This is a genomic window from Leifsonia sp. TF02-11 (assembly GCF_017565305.1).
In the GTDB taxonomy this organism is placed as follows: domain Bacteria; phylum Actinomycetota; class Actinomycetes; order Actinomycetales; family Microbacteriaceae; genus Leifsonia.
The window spans coordinates 181806-197147 of the sequence record NZ_JAGEKP010000014.1 but is presented as its reverse complement, the minus strand read 5'-3'; the positions used below and the strand labels follow the sequence as shown (position 1 = coordinate 197147).

The 15342-nt window shown below is 70.6% G+C and carries 12 protein-coding genes and 1 riboswitch; of the genes, 6 read left to right on the top strand and 6 right to left on the bottom strand.

Translation table 11 applies throughout. The features are described 5' to 3' along the window. Nucleotides 1–103: 103 nt before the first annotated feature. The 6 genes from JNB50_RS17930 to JNB50_RS17905 all read left to right on the top strand — a co-directional run bounded on the left by JNB50_RS17930 (nucleotide 104) and on the right by JNB50_RS17905 (nucleotide 10765). The gene (locus tag JNB50_RS17930; RefSeq protein WP_208041517.1) at nucleotides 104–1366 is read left to right on the top strand and encodes an MFS transporter; all 1263 of its coding nucleotides are present in this window, start codon (nucleotides 104–106) and stop codon (nucleotides 1364–1366) included. A 320-nt stretch (nucleotides 1367–1686) separates the two neighbouring features. Continuing rightward, complete coding sequence (locus tag JNB50_RS17925) at nucleotides 1687–2478, top strand: hypothetical protein (RefSeq protein ID WP_208041516.1); 792 nt, start codon at nucleotides 1687–1689, stop codon at nucleotides 2476–2478. Nucleotides 2479–2533: 55 nt separating this feature from the next. Further along, nucleotides 2534–3613 (top strand): hypothetical protein, encoded by a 1080-nt coding sequence (locus JNB50_RS17920; protein WP_208041515.1) that lies wholly within the window; start codon nucleotides 2534–2536, stop codon nucleotides 3611–3613. A 74-nt stretch (nucleotides 3614–3687) separates the two neighbouring features. Continuing rightward, nucleotides 3688–3969: a metallopeptidase family protein gene (locus tag JNB50_RS17915; protein ID WP_243768656.1), complete on the top strand. Its 282-nt coding sequence runs from the start codon at nucleotides 3688–3690 to the stop codon at nucleotides 3967–3969. Nucleotides 3970–4239: 270 nt separating this feature from the next. Further along, nucleotides 4240–8175 carry a DUF11 domain-containing protein gene (locus tag JNB50_RS17910; RefSeq protein WP_208041514.1) on the top strand — a complete coding sequence of 1312 codons (3936 nt, stop codon included), beginning with the start codon at nucleotides 4240–4242 and terminating at the stop codon, nucleotides 8173–8175. Nucleotides 8176–8245: 70 nt separating this feature from the next. Then, the gene (locus JNB50_RS17905) at nucleotides 8246–10765 is read left to right on the top strand and encodes a DUF11 domain-containing protein (RefSeq protein ID WP_208041513.1); all 2520 of its coding nucleotides are present in this window, start codon (nucleotides 8246–8248) and stop codon (nucleotides 10763–10765) included. 82 nt (nucleotides 10766–10847) lie between these two features. On the opposite strand, the gene JNB50_RS17900 is transcribed toward JNB50_RS17905, so the two are convergent. The 6 genes from JNB50_RS17900 to JNB50_RS17875 all read right to left on the bottom strand — a co-directional run bounded on the left by JNB50_RS17900 (nucleotide 10848) and on the right by JNB50_RS17875 (nucleotide 15244). Further along, on the bottom strand, nucleotides 10848–11114 hold the full coding sequence (locus JNB50_RS17900) for a hypothetical protein (protein WP_208041512.1): 267 nt from the start codon (nucleotides 11112–11114) through the stop codon (nucleotides 10848–10850). After that, nucleotides 11111–11755 carry an ATP-binding protein gene (locus JNB50_RS17895; RefSeq protein WP_208041511.1) on the bottom strand — a complete coding sequence of 215 codons (645 nt, stop codon included), beginning with the start codon at nucleotides 11753–11755 and terminating at the stop codon, nucleotides 11111–11113. The genes JNB50_RS17900 and JNB50_RS17895 overlap by 4 nt, the downstream gene beginning before the upstream one ends. Continuing rightward, entirely contained in the window at nucleotides 11739–12518 is a 780-nt protein-coding gene (locus JNB50_RS17890; protein ID WP_208041510.1) for an energy-coupling factor transporter transmembrane protein EcfT, read from the bottom strand. The genes JNB50_RS17895 and JNB50_RS17890 overlap by 17 nt, the downstream gene beginning before the upstream one ends. Continuing rightward, nucleotides 12515–14059 (bottom strand): ABC transporter ATP-binding protein, encoded by a 1545-nt coding sequence (locus JNB50_RS17885; protein ID WP_208041509.1) that lies wholly within the window; start codon nucleotides 14057–14059, stop codon nucleotides 12515–12517. Before JNB50_RS17885 ends, JNB50_RS17890 begins: the two co-directional genes overlap by 4 nt. A gap of 24 nt (nucleotides 14060–14083) precedes the next feature. Continuing rightward, nucleotides 14084–14704 (bottom strand): ECF transporter S component, encoded by a 621-nt coding sequence (locus JNB50_RS17880; protein WP_208041508.1) that lies wholly within the window; start codon nucleotides 14702–14704, stop codon nucleotides 14084–14086. A 33-nt stretch (nucleotides 14705–14737) separates the two neighbouring features. Continuing rightward, nucleotides 14738–14839, bottom strand: a riboswitch (TPP riboswitch). 57 nt (nucleotides 14840–14896) lie between these two features. Further along, nucleotides 14897–15244: a GerW family sporulation protein gene (locus JNB50_RS17875; protein ID WP_208041507.1), complete on the bottom strand. Its 348-nt coding sequence runs from the start codon at nucleotides 15242–15244 to the stop codon at nucleotides 14897–14899. Nucleotides 15245–15342: the final 98 nt, after the last annotated feature.

Sequence of the window (15342 nt, the reverse complement as noted above, 5' to 3'; positions counted from 1 at the left end):
GCTGCTGCTGCTGCTGCTGCTGGGACATGCAACCATCGTACCCATCTATTGAGTTCTCTCATATCGATTGAATTTTCCCAATCGGTGTGGAATCGTGAGAGTCGTGACAGCAATACGCCTCGGATCCGGATACTGGAAGCTCTGGACCTCGTCCGCGCTCTCCAACCTCGCCGACGGTGTCATGAAGATCGCGCTTCCTCTGGTCGCCATCCGCTACACCGACTCCCCCGCCCTGATCGCCGGCCTCACCTTCGCGTTCACGCTCCCCTGGCTGGTGTTCGCGCTCCTCGCCGGAGCCCTCGCCGACCGCTTCGACCGCAGACGCCTGATGCTCGTCGCCAACGCGGCACGTGCCGCCTTCCTGGCCTGCCTCACTCTGGCAACGGTCGCGGGAGCAGGGTCGATCTGGCTCCTCTACGCCGCTGCCGTCTGCATCGGCGTCGCCGAAACCGTCTACGACACCTCGTCCCAGTCGATCCTTCCCCAGCTCGTCGGCAAAGACGCCCTGTCGCGCGCCAACGGCCGGCTCTACGCGGCCGAGCTCACCACCAACCAGTTCATCGGGCCGCCCCTGGGAGGCTTCCTCGTCGCCCTCGGCGTCGGCCTGGCGTTCGGCACGCCCGTGCTGCTCTGGGTCGCCGCCATCGGGATGCTGCTGCTCGTCCGCGGGCGGTTCACGACCGACCATCCGCGCACCACGACCATCCGCGCCGACATCGCAGAGGGCCTGCGGTACCTCGGCCGCAACACGCTCCTGCGCACGCTCGCCGTGATGGTCGGCGGCTTCAACTTCGCCTCCAGCGCCGTCTTCACCGTGTTCGTGCTCTTCGCGGTCGGCCCGTCGTCTGCGATGAAGCTCACCGACCCCGGGTACGGCCTCCTGCTCACGGCGTCCGCCCTCGGCAGCGTGCTCGGGACCTTCCTGGCCGAGCCGGCCGAACGCCTGCTCGGAAGGTCGAGAGCCCTGACGCTGACGATCCTCGGCTCCCTGCTCACCGTCGCCACGCCCGCGTTCACGACGAACCCGGTGATCATCGCCTCCGGTTTCTTCGTCGGAGGCGTCACCGTCTCGATCTGGAACGTGATCACCGTCTCCCTGCGGCAGCGGGTGACCCCGCAACGCCTGCTGGGCCGCCTGAACTCCGCCTACCGGCTGCTGGCATGGGGCACCATGCCGCTCGGGGCCGCAGCGGGAGGGCTCATCGCGCAGCTCTTCGGAATCCCCGCCGTGTTCCTGGCGATGGGGATCGTCGTCCTCGCGCTGGTGATCGGGATGTTCTGGGTCACCGACGCCCGCATGGAGGCCGCCGAGAAGGACGCGGAAGCAGCCGACGAGCAGGCCACGGCGGCCGCCACCGATCGGTGACGTGTACACCACTTTGCCAGCCTTCGTTCCCGAATCGCCCAGAGTAGGCGTTTAGCGTAGCTGTCCGACGGCATCGAACGCCGTCCGTGCCGCGCCGTGCGTCCACCCCCCCAACCCACGGACGCCACCCCCGAAAACCTGGTGCGGCACACCCGCGTCGAACGCTGCGCTCCGGACCACGGGTCCACGGGCGCTCCCGTGCGTCCCGCCGCGGTTCCAGCCCGCCCTTCGACCGCTCGCCCCCGCGACGAGCGGTTCCGCCGTGCGCGCAGCCGAATGGATCGCGTGCGGCCTGGCGGGGAAGCCCGACCCAGGAAATCATGCTCAGTACTCTTCGATCCACCCTGCGCTCCTCCAACCTCTCCCTCGGCCGCGTACTCACCGGTGCGGCGGCGATCATCATGTCAGCGAGCGTCGTCACACCGATGATCGCCCAGCAGCAGGAGAGCGAGCGCGCCACCCGGGCACTCTCCGAGTCCACCGGGATCCACCACGACCAGCTCGGCGTCTACGACAAGCTCTGGCGCGACCGCCTCGAGGGCGTCGCGCAGCAGAGCCTCGCCAATGCCGAGGCCACCGTTCAGGCCAATGCCTCGAAGGCCGACGCGTCCGCCGCCAAGACCGCGATCGCCGGCCTCGACGACTACAAGAAGCTCGACGACTCGAAGCTCCGCAAGACCATCGACACCACGGACGCCGCGACCGCCGCGCTCGCCGCGGCCGGCGCCGCCGCCGATCAGCGCGCCGCGGAAGCTGCGGCCGCCGCCGCCGCTGCCGCAGCCGCCGCCCAGGCCGCCGCCAACACTCCGGACGGCGCCAAGGCCACCGCCCGCAGCATCGCGGCGAGCACCTACGGGTGGGGCGACGACCAGTTCCAGTGCCTCGTCAGCCTGTGGAACAAGGAGTCCGGCTGGAACTACCAGGCCTCCAACGGCAGCAGCGGCGCCGCGGGCATCCCGCAGTCCCTCCCCGGCAGCAAGATGGCGGCCTTCGGCGCCGACTGGGCCACGAACGCGACCACTCAGATCAAGTGGGGCCTCGACTACATCAAGCGCGGCTACGGAACCCCGTGCGGCGCGTGGGGCCACTCCCAGTCCATGAACTGGTACTGACCCGCGCCGACTCCGCGACAGGAGGGACGGCGGCGGCGCCGGTAGACTCGCCCAGGTGAGCACCGGCCAGGCCCCCGTCCCTCCTTCGTCTCCCGACATCCGCGGAGCCCACCTCGTCGGGAGCGTCAACCTCCCCGACGCCGGGGCGGTCTTCCGCGCAGTGAGCGATCGCCTCGGCGACCGGCTGCGCCGGATCCCCGATGGCGAGGTCGGCGAACGCTTCTACTGGATCCAGTTCCAGACCGCGCGCTTCGACACCGTCGGCGGCCTGTCCCGCATCCCGGTCGAGCCGTACTACCTCCGCGGGATCTTCGACGCCCGGCCGTTCCGGCTCGACGACGGTGTCGACGCCGACGCCCTCGTCTTCCCCGATCTCGGCTACGCGGCGGCCGCTCTCGACTCCTACGCCGAGTTCAGCCGGCTGCGGGCGGCCGGAGTCATCGCCGCAGGCACGCGGTTCCAGGTCTCCCTGCCGACGCCGGCGGCAGTGATCGGAGCCTTCATCGTTCCGGAGGATCGCGCGGCGGTCGAGCCCGTCTATGAACGCGCTCTGTTCGCCGAGCTCACGCGCATCCTCGACGGCATCCCGCATACCGACCTGGCCGTCCAGTGGGACACCGCTGTCGAGTTCGCCCTGCTCGAAGGCCGCATCGAGCCGTGGTTCGCCGAAGCGGGCACCGGCCGGGTGCTCGACGGCGTCGTCGAGCGCGCCGTCCGCCAGGCGGCCGCCGTTCCCGACGACGTGGAGGTCGGGTACCACCTCTGCTACGGCGACGTCGAAGAACAGCATTTCGTGCAGCCGACGGATGCCGGACGACTCGCCGAGGTGATCGCCGGAGTCCTCGCGGCCACCCCACGGCAGATCACATTCCTCCACCTGCCGGTGCCGATCGAGCGCGACGACACCGCGTACTTCGCCCCGTTGGCCGCGCTGGAGCTGCCGCAGGAGACCGAACTGTACCTCGGCCTGCTGCACCACGAGGACGGCGTCGACGGCGCGCGCCGCCGTGCAGCGGCAGCCGCATCGGCGGTGCCGCGATTCGGCGTCGCGACGGAGTGCGGCTTCGGCCGCGGCCCGTCGGAGCGCACCATCGGCCTGCTGGAGTTGCACGCCGCCGTCGCCCAGGCCTGGTGACGGCGACTGTGCATCTCGACGCCCACGCCTTCGAGGAGCTCGTCACCGACGAGCTCGACCAGCTGCCCGACGAGATGGTCGACGGCCTCGACAACGTCGTCTTCGTCGTCGAAGACCGACCGGAGGACGGCTCGCTCGACCTCCTCGGCCTGTACGACGGCGTCGCCCTGACCGAACGCGGCGCTTACGGCTTCGGCGAGATGCCCGACCGCATCATCCTCTACCGGGAACCACTGCTCGCGATCTGCGAGAACGAGGACGAACTGCGCGACGAGATCCACGTCACGCTCGTCCACGAGCTCGCCCACTACTACGGCATCGACGACGATCGCCTGCACGAGCTCGGCTGGGCGTGAACCCGGCACCCCACCAGGCCTCTCGTCCCGGAAATGGGTGCGAGCGGACCGACTGAATCGGCCTCGCAACGTGCTAAGGGACGGGTGAAACCTTGGCGTCGCGCGCTCCCCGCGCCGACGAACATGCAAGCATTTCGCCTGGAAATCGCCGAGATTCAGCGATTTCGCACGGAGACGAGCCGACTTCCTGCTCGCGTCTCGTTGCTATAACCCTCTCATTGCTCGTCGACGTCGGCCGCTCGCGGTCGCCGCGCACCTGAGAGGTTTCCCGTGGCACTTTCCTCCACTGCACCGAAGCAGGCACGACGCTCGGCGGTTGCGTTCGGCACCGTGGTCGCGTTGGTCCTCACCACCCTGGCCCTGGTCTGGTCGAGCAGCTCACTGCCCGCCCGTGCCGCGGGAGCATTGCTCTGCAACTCGACCACGATCTACGGCGTGGTGCCCGACGATCCGACGGTGGTGAACACCGTCAGCAGCCTCATCAGCGTCGACGGCGCCTCCGTCGGCGGAGCGCAGCTCAACGCGGCTCTCATCTCGCGCAGTACGGTCGACGGCCAGTCCCAGAACGCGCTGGCGCTGAGGGCCGACGGCACCGCCGCCTACTCCACCGCCGATCGTGGCGCCACCGTCCGCCGCTACGACGCGATCAGCGGGACGTGGTCGTCCTTCCCCGGCCGCCCCCTGGTCGACCCGGGCGACTATGTGATCGCCGGCGGTATCGATCCCACCACCGGCATCTTCTACTTCGGCGACGTCGGAGGAACCCCGAGCAGCGCGGCCGTTGGCCAGTTGTTCGGTTTCGACACCAACACGAACACCATGATCAGCACGACGCCGCTTCTGACGTTTCCGATGATCACCGGCGAAAACAACGGCGACATCGCCTTCGATGGCGCGGGAAACCTGTACATCGTCACCTCGTCTGCGACCTCCGGCGACCTGCAGGCTGTCTCCGGCCCGCTCCCGCGTACGCTCGCCCAGGCCCGAGCCACCACGCCGACGGTACTGAGCTCCTTCACCGTGCCGCCGGCGGCCGGCGGTGCGTCCGTCAACGGGATCGCGTTCGACGCGAACGGCACCCTGTACCTCAGCTTGGCCGGCGCGGCGGGCGGTGTCTTCTCGATCGACCCGGGGACCGGCACACCGCAGTCATCGCTGACCCCGCTCCCCGCCGCTCTCGTCGGTCCGAGCGGCACCGGCTTCGTCGACCTAGCGAGCTGCGCCTTCCCGCCGAGTGTCAGCGTTCAGAAGAACGTGGTCTCCCGCCTGAACCCGACCGACCAGTTCACCCTCACGGCGACGGGTCCGACGATCGTCGTGCCGGCGACCGCGACGACCGTCGGCACGACGAACGGGCTCCAGACGACCGCGGGTGGCCAGACGCTCCAGGCGGGCCCCGGACTCGCGCGCTTCGGCGACACGTACACGGCGACCGAGACGGCGGCCGGGACGACCGACCTGTCACGGTACGTTTCGAGCTATCGATGCGTCGACGAGGCGAACCCGGCCAACCCGCAGTTCCCGATCACCGGCACGGGGACCAGTGTCTCGTTCACGCTCGCTCAGACCACCGGCGAGACGCCTGCGGTCGTCTGCACGTTCACTAACGCGCCGTCTGCACCCTCGCTCACGCTCACCAAAACGGCGAACCCCACCACGGTGACGTCGGCTGGCGACCCCGTGACGTACACCTTCCAGATCACGAACACCGGCAACACGACGCTGACCGGAATCGGCGTGAACGAGACCGCCTTCTCCGGCACGGGCACGCTGCCGACCCCCGCCTGCGACGCGACCACTCTGGCGCCCGCTGCGAGCACCCAGTGCACGACGACCTACTCCGTCACCGCCGCAGACTTCGTGGCCGGCACGATCACGAACACCGCTGTGGCCGAGGGACAGGACGCGGGCGTCGGAGACGTCACCAGCCCGCCTGCCTCCGCTGTGGTCACCGCAACTCCTCCCGCCCCCGCCCTGGCTTTGACGAAGACCGCCAACCCGACGTCCGTGAACGCCGCCGGCGACACCGTCACCTACACGTTCCACGTGACCAATACGGGTAACGTCGAGGTCACCAACCTCGCGATCAAGGAGGGCTCCTTCACCGGTACGGGCACGATCTCCGCGATCTCCTGCACGGCCACGACCCTCGCGCCCTCCGCCTCCACCGACTGCACCGCGACCTATCAGGCGACCCAGGCCGACGTCGACGCCGGAACGATCACCAACACCGCTACCGCCACCGGTGACGACCCGGCGGGCGACACCGTCACCAGCCCCGTCGCCGACGCCACCGTCACCGCCCCGAACAACTCAGCGCTCACACTGACCAAGACGGCCAACCCGACGACGGTCACCGCCGCCGGTCAGAGCGTCGTTTACACCTTCGAGGTGACCAACACGGGCAACACCACGCTCCGGTCGATCGCCATCACAGAAACCGCCTTCTCCGGCACCGGCACGCTCCCCCCGCCGACCTGCGCCGTCGTCACGCTCGTTCCCGGTGAGTCCACGCAGTGCACCACGACGTACGCGACCACGGCCGCGGACCTCGGCGCCTCCACGATCGACAACACGGCCGTGGCCACCGGACTGGATCCAGCGACCGGGACGGTCACAAGCCCCGACGCGACCGCCGTCGTCACCGTCGCCCCCGCCGTCGCGTCGCTGTCCCTGACCAAGACCGCGAACCCGACCACCGTGACTGCGGCCGGTGACACCGTCACGTACACCTTCCACGTCACCAACACTGGCAACGTCCCGATCGACCGCGTCGCGATCCGCGAGGGCGCGTTCTCCGGCACGGGCAGCCTCTCCCCGATCACCTGCACCGCTAGCACCCTCGCCCCGGCAGTCTCCGCTGACTGCACCGCGACCTATCAGGCGACCCAGGCCGACATCGACGCAGGACGCATCACCAACGACGCAACCGCTACCGGTGACGACCCGGCAGGCGACTCGGTCACCAGCCCCGTCGCCGACGCGACCGTCACCGCCGCACCCGCGCCCGCGCTCGCCCTGACCAAATCGGTCAGCCCCACCAGTGCCGCCACCGCCGGGCAGACCGTGACCTACTCCTTCCTGATCGAGAACACCGGCAACGTGACCATCACCAAACCGGCCGCTGCCGAAGTCACCTTCACCGGCACCGGAACGCCGCCTGTCATCGACTGCCCCACCGGCGTCAGCCTCGCGCCTGGCGACAGCACCATCTGCACCGCCCCGTACACCCTCACCCAGGCGGACGTCGACGCCGGACACGTCGACAACACGGCCGTCGCCACCGGCTCGGACACCGGCACCGGCACGGTCACCAGCAACGACTCCAGTGTCACCCTCCCTGTGCCGCCCGCTCCCGCGCTCACACTCGCCAAGTCCGCCGACCCCACGACGGTGAACGCGGCGGGCCAGAGCGTCGTCTACACCTTCCGGGTGACCAACTCCGGCAACACCACCATCACCGCCGTTGCGATCAGCGAGACGGCGTTCACCGGGACAGGCGCGGTGCCCACCCCGACCTGTGACGCGACGACGCTGGCGCCGGGCGAGAGCACCCGGTGCACGACCACCTACACCACGACGGCCGCCGACCTGGGCACGACCGCCATCCACAACACCGCGGTGGCCACTGGCGAGGATCCAGCGGCCGGAGCTGTGACGAGCCCCGAGTCGTCCGCGGTGGTGACCGTGATCACACCGGCACCGGCGTTGGAACTGACGAAGACCGCCGACCCGCAGACCGTGACCAGAGCCGGTGACAGCATCACCTACCGGTTCCGGGTCACCAACACCGGAAATGTCACCCTCACCGACGTGACGGTCGTCGAGAAGAGCTTCTCGGGAACGGGCGGCCCGCTGACCCTCTCGTGCCCCTCGGACACGACGCTCGACGCCGGCGACTCGCTCACGTGCACCGCGGACTACCGCACGACGGCCGCCGACATCGCCGCAGGCTCCATCACCAACACCGCTGACGCGACCGGGGTGGACCCGGCCGGCAGCACGGTGACATCGCAGGAGTCGCGGGCCGTCGTCCAGGTCACGACCGCCGACGCCCCGACACCGCCCGCGAACGGCGACGGGCTGGCCACGACCGGCTCTTCCCTCTCTGGCTGGCTCGCGCCGCTCGCCGGACTCCTCGCGCTCGCGGGAATCGGGCTGGCGGTCATCGCGACCCGAACCCGCAGCAAGAAGAACGCCCGCTGACCGACAGGGTGCGGCCTCCTGTTCCGGCGAGGCCGCGCCCCCACCGCCCGACGGCACGAATGAGGCAACCATGACAACTCATGCACCATCCCGACGCGGGGCCCTCCGCCCCGGCATTGTCCTCGCGGCAACCTCCGCGCTCCTGCTGTCGCTCGTCGCGACGGCGTTGCCGGCCGCGACTGCGCCTGCCCACGCGGCGGGAGCTTTAAACTGCAGCGGCACCGCGATCTACGGCGAGGTGCCGGGTGACTCGGCCGTTCCCAGCGCGTCCGACGTGCTCGCGATCGACGGCAACTCAGTGGGGGGCGCAGAGCTCGCTGCCACGTTGGAGAGCACCAGCGCGATCCTCGGCCTCAACCAGAACGCTCTCGGCATCACGGCGGACGGAACGGCGGCGTACAGCGCATCCGATCGCGGCGCGACCATCATGCGGTACGACGCTGTGAACGGAACCTGGTCGGGGTTCCCCGGCGAGACGAACGGATCCAACATCACCGCGGGTGCGGTCGATCCCGTCACCGGGATCTACTACTTCGGCGACGTCTCCACCTCCGGCGGAACGACCGGACACATCTGGGGCTTCGACACTCGGACGAACCAGCTCATCAGCAACGAACCGCTCGCCTCCTTCGGTGTTCCAGCGGGCCAGAACAACGGAGACCTCGCCTTCGACGGGTCAGGCAATCTGTATCTGGTCTCGTCGTCGGCCACCGACGCAACACTGGTGGTCATGCAGGCACCGCTCCCCCGGACCGCTGCAGAGGCGACGACCATCGTTCCGACCGAGCTCAGCACGTTCGCCGTGCCGGGTGGAGTCGCCGTCAACGGCATCGCCTTCGACGCGACCGGTACGCTCTATCTCAGTCAGGGAGGCACCAACGGACTCTTCGCGATCGACCCGGGGACAGGAACCCTGCGCGGCGCGCTGACTCCCCTGAACCCCGCTCAGGCGGGCCCCACCGGTCGAGGCCTCATCGACCTGGCGAGTTGCGCGTTCCCGCCCACGGTCAGCGTGCAGAAGAACGTCGTCTCCCGCGTCAACCCCACCGATCAGTTCACCCTGACCGCCACCGGCGCCACGATCAGCCTCCCCGCGACCGCGACGACGACAGGAACCGCCACCGGCCTGCAGACCACCGCCGGTGGCCAGGTGCTCCAGGCCGGGCCGGCGCTCGCGCGCGTCGACGATTCCTACACGGTCACCGAGACCGCGGCCGGTACGACCGACCTCTCCCGGTATCTGACGTCGTACCGCTGCATCGACAGCGCCAATCCGACGAATCCGGAGTTCCCGATCACCGGCGCTGGGACGACCGCCACCTTCACGCTCGAGCCGTTCTCGACGGGCGAGTCTCCCGCCGTCGTCTGCACCTTCACAAACGAAGCACGGGCGGCCTCGCTCGCCCTGACCAAGTCGGCGAGCCCGACGATGTTCTCGAACGCCGGCGACACCGTCGACTACACGTACACGGTCACGAACGACGGCAACACGCCCGTCTCTGCCATCGGCATCACGGAGACCGGCTTCACCGGAAGCGGCACGCCGCCCGCACCGACGTGCGCCACCACGTCGTTGGACCCGGGTGCCACCGCACAGTGCACAGCGAGCTACGTCGTCACCTCCGCCGACATCGCCGCGGGCTCGGTCTCGAACACGGCGGTGGCCACGGGTCAGGACGCCGTGACGGGCGCGGTCACCAGCCCGGACGCGACGGCGGTGGTCACGGTCGCACCCGCTCCCGCACTCACACTCACCAAGTCGGTCGACCGGGCCACCGCGACCGGCCCCGGACAGATCGTCACGTACTCCTACCGGATCGAGAACACCGGCAACGTCCCCGTCACGCGCGTCGCGGTGCAGGAGGGCACATTCTCCGGGAGCGGCCCCGCCCCCGTCGTCGACTGCCCGGCGGCCGCCGCCACGCTCGCTCCCGGAGCCAGCGTCACCTGCACGGCTCCGTACGAGCTGACCCAGGCCGACGCGGACGCCGGGCACGTCGACAACACGGCGACGGCGATCGGCCTCGACCCGGCCGGAGCGGACGTCACGTCGGCCGGCTCCACGGCGACCGTGACGATCCCGGCAGCGCCGGGCATCCGACTCGCCAAAACGGCGAACCCGTCCACGACCACCGCGTCCGGCCAGAGCATCGGCTACGCGTTCCGGGTGACGAACACAGGCAACGTGACCCTGACCGCTGTGGGCATCACAGAGCAGAGCTTCTCGGGCACGGGTGGTCCGCTGGCCGTCACCTGCCCCGCCCAGGACACCATCGCGGCCGGCGCGTCGCTCACGTGCACCGCGGACTATCGGGTGACCGATGCCGACGTCGCCTCCGGTCGCATCACCAACCGCGCCACAGCCGAGGCAACCGATCCGTCGGGAGCGACCCTCCGCTCGCAGGAGTCCGAAGCGGTCGTCGACGTGCGCCTGCCTGATCCGCCTGCGGCTGACCGCGGCAACGTCGCGCTCCCCGACACCGGGGGCTCCGTGACGACCTGGCTTGCGCCGCTCGCCGTGATCCTTGCGCTGGCCGGCACCGGCATCGCAATCATGACGACACGCCGCAACCGGACGCGGGAGCACTGACAGCGGCGGACGCCCGCCGTTCGGTGCCCCGGGGGAAATGACCGACCTCCGGGGCGCCGGGCCGGGCGACCGGGCGAGCAGCCTAGAGGGACTCCTCGTCCTTGTCGGCCTCGACCGGGTCGCTGTCGGGAGCATCGAAGTGGTACTGCACGTGGCGCTCACCGTTCAGGATGCGCTCCTGCCCCGCGACATACCAGAACACCGACTCGAGTCCTTCGACAGCGGCGACCGCACCGATGCGCTCATCCGCCACCCCGCCGACCAGGTACCGGCGCTCCGCGGTCCCGACCAGCGGGCCGTCGGCGTATTCGACGATGTACTCGGGATCCGGCTGCGGTGTCTCACTCATAGCACCACCGTAGTCCCGGACGCACGCCGCGGTGCAGATGCGATCGGCCAGTCGGTCACGTTCAGCACCAGGTCGGCGTTCGCCCGCGGGTTCTCGCGCGCGAGGTAGCGCTCGAACTCGGACTGCCACTGGTCCCAGTGCATCGCGAACGTCTCACCGTCGCGGTCGAGCGCCCGCTCCTTGCGGAGCCGGTCGTCGGCGTCGAGCCAGATCGCGAGCTGCGCCCAGCGCGTGTTCGCGCCGGTGAGCGTGCCGCAGCCCTCCACCAGGACGGGCGCGGTTCCCGTCAGCACATGCCACTCGGCGGGGCACGCCCGCGCCCAGTCCCAGCGCCGCCACCGGCCGGTCCCCGACGCCGCGAGCGGCTCGAGCAGCTCGGCGCCTAGCGCGGCGCTGGCGGCGTCGAGGCCGTCCCAGCCCGGATACAGGTCGTCCATCCGGACGGTCCGCACGGGCTCGACCTGCTGCGCGCCCGCGCCGGGCCAGCGCGATGCGAGCAGATCCGCGAGCGAGCTCTTTCCTGCACCGCTCGGGCCGTCGATCAACACGACGGGAGCGCCGCCGTTCGCGGATTCGACCGCGTCGGCGACCAGCGCGAGCAGTCTGTCCAGGTCGCGTGCGGCCTCAGGAGCCCAGGACATTCCAGCTCCCCACTGCGATCGCGACGGCCGCGGCCGTCCCGGCCACGGCCACGGCCACACCCAATGCCGCCCAGTCCCTGGCGCGGAACACCGATGGGCGCGCCCAGGTCCGCTCCGTCGCAGCGCCGAATCCGCGAGCCTCCATCGCCGTCGCCAGCTTCGATCCCCTCCGGATGGACAGCACGAACAGCGCGAACGACTGCCCGAGGAAACGGCGGACGGCGCCGGACTCCGCCACGCCGCGGGCGCGCCTGGCGAGCGACAGCGCACGCCAGTCGTCGATGAACAGACCGACGAGCCGGAGGCCCGCGAGCGCTCCGACCACGAAGCGGGCGGGCAGCTTGAGCAGCTGCGCCAGGCCGTCCGCCAGGTCGGTCGGGTCGATCGTGACGAAGAGCAGCACGGCGGGAAGTCCGATCGCGAGCACCCGCAGCAGCGTCGCCAGCGCCAGCTGCAGTGAGCCGTCACTGACCTCGATCGCCCACCAGTGCACGTAGACGATACCGCCGGTGCGGCCGTACAGCGCCGTGGTGATCGCGGCGAGTGGGGCGGCGATCAGGACGGGGGAGGTGCGAGCGAGCAGCACCAGAGCCGGGATGCCGGAGAAGCACAGCAGCACGAGCTCCAGGGCGAGCGCGACGCCGGCCGACACCGGATCGATCGAGACGAGCAGCACGGCGGTGACGATGAGGGCGGCGCCCAGCTTCGAGACCGGGTTGAGAGTGGCGAGCGGACCGCTGCGCACGGGCTCGGCGATGGTCATGCCGCGGCCTCCTGCTGTGCATCCACCCGATGCTCGCTCGCACCGACGGCTGACGCGAATTCCGCATCGTGGGTCGCGGCGATGATCGCGTGGCCGTCGGCGCGCAGTGCCGCGATCAGCTCGACGAGACCGCGCCAGGTGTTCGCGTCCTGCCCGAACGTCGGCTCGTCGAGGACGAGTACCCGCGGGCGGGTCGCCAGCGCGGTCCCGACGGACAGCCTGCGCTTCTGGCCGCCCGAGAGCGTGAACGGGTTGGCCTCCGCCAGAGCGGAGAGCCCCAGCGCCTCCAGCACTTCGGCCACCCGGCGATCGATCGCATCCGCCGGCAGGTGCAGTGCGCGCGGCCCAGCGGCGAGCTCGTCGCGCACCGTCGAGGCGAGGAACTGGTGCTCGGGATTCTGGAAGACGCTGCCGATCCGGGTCAACAGGTCCCGGGACCGCCAGGCGCCCGGATCGGCGCCCGCGCCGTCCGCCAGGCCGGCCGACGCGCCGAGCGTGCCGCCCAGCCGCGGCAGCAGACCCCCGAGCGTGAGCGCGAGCGTCGACTTGCCCACCCCGCTGCGCCCGGTCAGGGCCAGGGCGGAGCCTTCCGCGACGGCGAGGTCGGTGAGGAAGGGGAGGGCGTGCTCGAGCCGCGCGTCATCGGGACGCCGCCGATTCGTGCCGCGCGCGCGGCGACGACGACCGGAGAACAGCGGCGAACGGCCAACCGCCAGCTCGCGCGCCTCCAGCAGCGGAGCTCCGACCGCCACGGTCGGCGCCGCCGGGACGGTCTCGTCGGGCAGCCACACACCCGCCCTGCGCAGATCGCCCGCCCGGTCCGACAGCACGGCGTCCGGCGCCCCGTCGGCGAGTACGCCGCCCGCAGCGTCGACCACGACGACACGGTCGACCAGGTCGCGCCAGACCGGCACGCGGTGCTCGACGACGATCATCGTCGCGCCGGACGCGGCGAGGACCGCCGCGACAGCATCCCGCACCTCCCTGGCACCCTCCGGATCCAGGTTCGCCGTCGGCTCGTCCAGGAGCAGGAGCCCTGGTCGCATCGCCAACAGCCCGGCGAGGGCGAGCCGCTGCTTCTGGCCCCCCGACAGCTGCGCCGTCGAGCGGTCGAGCGGCAGATCGAGGCCGACGGCGTCAAGCGACCAGCGGACCCGCGCCCACAGCTCGTCCCTGGGCACGCCCAGGTTCTCGCACGCGAACGCGACGTCGTCGCCCACGCGCGCGAGGATCACCTGGGCATCGGGGTCCTGCAACAGCAGACCCGAGCGCCCTCTGGCCTCCGCCGGCGCCCGGCCGTCGAGGAGCAGAGACCCCTCGGTCTCGCCGTCGTCGTCACCGCCGAGCACTCCGGCGAGCCCGGCGAGCACCGTCGACTTGCCCGCGCCGGAAGCGCCGAGCAGGAGCACGCGCTCCCCCGGCTCCACCGACAGCGTCAGCCCGCGGACCGCCCAGGCAGCGCGCCCCGCATACCGCCAACCCCAGTCCTCGACCCGGACGGCGACCGGGGCGGGAGGGCGCGGAGATCGGGAGTCCGACATCAGGGACTGTCCCACTCCGGCGGCCTAGACCCGCCCTGTCGCCTCGCGGCCCGCCGCGAACCGACTGAGCGCGCCGGTGCGAGCGAGCGCCTTGACCAGCAGCCACGAACCCAGACCGGCGACGATGACGCCGGACACCATCGTCGTGATCGTGTAGACGATCGCGAACTCGGGCTTGGCGCCGGGATAGGAGTACAGCAGGTCGAGGATCGACTCCGCGAGCCCCGTCCCCGCGCCGGCGAGCAGCGCGGTGCCGAGGTTCCAGCGCGCGTAGAGGAACAGCGCGAAGACGATCTCGGCGCCGAGGCCCTGCACGACGCCGGACAGCAGGGTCGCGAAGCCCCACTGCGTCCCGATGAGCATCGAGACGACCGCGGCGACGACCTCCCCGTAGAGAGCGGCGCCCGGCTTGCGGACGATCAGGGCGGTGAGCACGCCCGCGAACAGCCACGGGCCGTTGAGGATGCCCTGGAACCCCGGGAGGACGGCGGTCACCGGCCCCGAGATCGGGTTGTAGGCCTGACCCCAGACCCAGAAGACGACGCCGGACGCGACGGCGACGACGCTGGCGACGACGATGTCGACGACACGCCAGCGGAGGACGCGCTTCGACGGCGCGGTGACGGACGAAATGGTTGCGTGCACTGATCGTGCCCCTTCTCTTGACGAAACGAGGGCACGGGATGTGAGATGCCTCCCTGCGCTGGCATGACCCAGATCAGGTTCGACGGTCGAAACTTGGAGAAGCTTCCTCTCAGCCCGGCTCACCGGACTCCCGTGTTCAGGAGCCAGTGTAGCCCCGAGCCGACAGGGACGGGCGCCCCACTCCCCGAAGCACTACCTCTTGAGCGCCTTGATGACGCGCGCCCAGGCGTGCCCGGCCACCCACACGAAGGGGATGGCGACCGCGAGCAGGGTGATGATGTTGGGGCGGAACCGCACGCCGGTCTCGTCGCTCACGTACGCGCCGAACGGGACGGCCGCGCCGCCGCCGCCCGCGCCCCCGGGCGCCGAGTCGTCGCCGGGCGCCGAGTCGTCGCCGGGACCTTCGCCCGCGCCGAATCCGAACTGCACGGCGGCGACAGGGACGATGGTCGTGCCGTCGACGACGATCGGCTCGCCGTAGACCGACTTGATTCCGGAGGTGCTCATGGTCTCCGCGAGCTTGAGCGAGATGTTCGTCATGGGATCACCGTACCCGCCGCCTCCCAGGCTGACCAGGGCGGTTCGCACCCCGCGTTCAGCGTTCACGGCGGGTTCTCACCGACGGCTTCGGAATAATC

What these genes read in the sequence shown, in the direction of transcription:
- JNB50_RS17895 (WP_208041511.1), bottom strand. Translation starts at nt 11,755, where the DNA reads ATGTCCTGGGCTCCTGAGGCCGCACGCGACCTGGACAGACTGCTCGCG.
- JNB50_RS17925 (WP_208041516.1), top strand. Translation starts at nt 1,687, where the DNA reads ATGCTCAGTACTCTTCGATCCACCCTGCGCTCCTCCAACCTCTCCCTC.
- JNB50_RS17885 (WP_208041509.1), bottom strand. Translation starts at nt 14,059, where the DNA reads ATGTCGGACTCCCGATCTCCGCGCCCTCCCGCCCCGGTCGCCGTCCGG.
- JNB50_RS17915 (WP_243768656.1), top strand. Translation starts at nt 3,688, where the DNA reads ATGGTCGACGGCCTCGACAACGTCGTCTTCGTCGTCGAAGACCGACCG.
- JNB50_RS17900 (WP_208041512.1), bottom strand. Translation starts at nt 11,114, where the DNA reads ATGAGTGAGACACCGCAGCCGGATCCCGAGTACATCGTCGAATACGCC.
- JNB50_RS17875 (WP_208041507.1), bottom strand. Translation starts at nt 15,244, where the DNA reads ATGACGAACATCTCGCTCAAGCTCGCGGAGACCATGAGCACCTCCGGA.
- JNB50_RS17890 (WP_208041510.1), bottom strand. Translation starts at nt 12,518, where the DNA reads ATGACCATCGCCGAGCCCGTGCGCAGCGGTCCGCTCGCCACTCTCAAC.
- JNB50_RS17905 (WP_208041513.1), top strand. Translation starts at nt 8,246, where the DNA reads ATGACAACTCATGCACCATCCCGACGCGGGGCCCTCCGCCCCGGCATT.